Source organism: Neochlamydia sp. TUME1, from assembly GCF_000813645.1.
Taxonomy (GTDB): domain Bacteria; phylum Chlamydiota; class Chlamydiia; order Chlamydiales; family Parachlamydiaceae; genus Neochlamydia.
The window spans coordinates 1-1,596 of record NZ_JRXI01000068.1 but is presented as its reverse complement, the minus strand read 5'-3'; the positions used below and the strand labels follow the sequence as shown (position 1 = coordinate 1,596).

General features: G+C 38.1%; 1 protein-coding gene. It reads left to right on the top strand.

The annotated features are described in order from the left end of the window. Window positions 1-1,596: lipopolysaccharide assembly protein LapB (locus DB41_RS02955; RefSeq protein WP_039384105.1), on the top strand; the 1,596-nt coding region annotated here is incomplete at both ends.

Below are 1,596 nucleotides of genomic sequence, written 5' to 3'. Positions count from 1 at the left end.
ATTGCATTAAAGCGCTTAACGTTGACGTTAAACTTTACGGAGAAAGCCATCCTATCGTAGCAACAAATTATAACAATCTGGGACAAATTTATCAAGCCCAAGGCAATTTAGACAAGGCAACAGAATATTGCATTAAAGCGCTTAATATTGATGCTAAACTTTATGGAGAAAGTCATCCTACCGTAGCAGGAAATTATAACAATCTGGGACAAATCTGCAAAGAGCAGGGCAATTTAGACAAAGCTATAGAATACTGCAAGCAAGCGCTTTCTATTAACCTTGATCTTTATCGAGAGATCCACCCTGCGATAGCTAATCTATATAACAATTTAGGACAAATTTACCTAGAACAAGGGAATTTAGACAAAGCGACAGAGTATAGCACCAAAGCGCTTAACATAGATCTTAAGGTTTATAGTGAAAATCATCCCACAGTGGCAAGAGATTACAATAATTTAGGAGAAATTTACCGACACCTGGGCAATTTAAATATGGCGGCAGAGTATAGCACCAAAGCGCTTAACATAGATCTTAAGGTTTATAGTGAAAATCATCCCACAGTGGCAATTAGTTACCATAACCTAGGACAAATTTATAAAGCCCAAGGTAATTTAGACAAAGCAGCAGAGTATAGCACTAAAGCGCTTAAGATCAACCTTAAGCATTTTGGTAAAAACCATCCCCGGGTGGCAATTGATTACAGGAGTCTAGGGCAAATCTATCAAGACCAAGGCAGCTTAGATAAAGCCGTGGAGCATTACAACAAAGCGCTTGCCATTGATCTTAAGCTTTACGGCGAAAATCATCCCGAAATGGCAGATTGCTACAGCAACTTAGGAACAATTTACCAAAACCAAGGTAATTTAGACAAAGCGATAGATTACAGTACTAAAGCGCTTAGCATTAATTTTAAGTGTTTTGGTGAAAATCATCCCAAGGCGGCGAGAGATTACAGTAATTTAGGACAAATCTATCAAGACCAAGGCAATACAGAGAAAGCAGCAGAGCATAGCACCAAAGCACTCACCATTTACCTTAAACTTTATGGTGAAAATCATCTTACACTAGCAATTTGCTATAACAACCTAGGATTAATCTTTAAAGCCCAGGGTAATTTAGAAAAAGCAGCTGAATATAGTAGAAAAGCGCTTATTATCGACCTTGCGGTTTATGGTGAAAATCATCCCACCGTGGCAAGGGATTACAATAACCTAGGAACAATATACCTAGACCAAGGCAATTTAGATAAGGCAGTTGAGTATAGCATCACAGCGCTCACTATCGATCTTAAGGTTTATGGTGAAAATCATCCTGCAATAGCAAGAGACTATAACAACCTAGGAGCAATTTATCACAATAAAAGCAATTTAGAGAAAGCAGCGGTGTATAGCAATAAAGCGCTCGCAATTGATCTTAAACTTTATGGAGAAAATCATCCTGCGGTGGCAAGAGATTATAGTAACCTAGGAATGATCTACAAAGGCCAAGGAAATTTAGAACTAGCGGCTGAGTATATCAGCAAATTTATCGATATCAATCTAAAGCTTTATGATAGAGACCATCCAGAGGTGATAAAGGGTTATAACAATCTGCAAG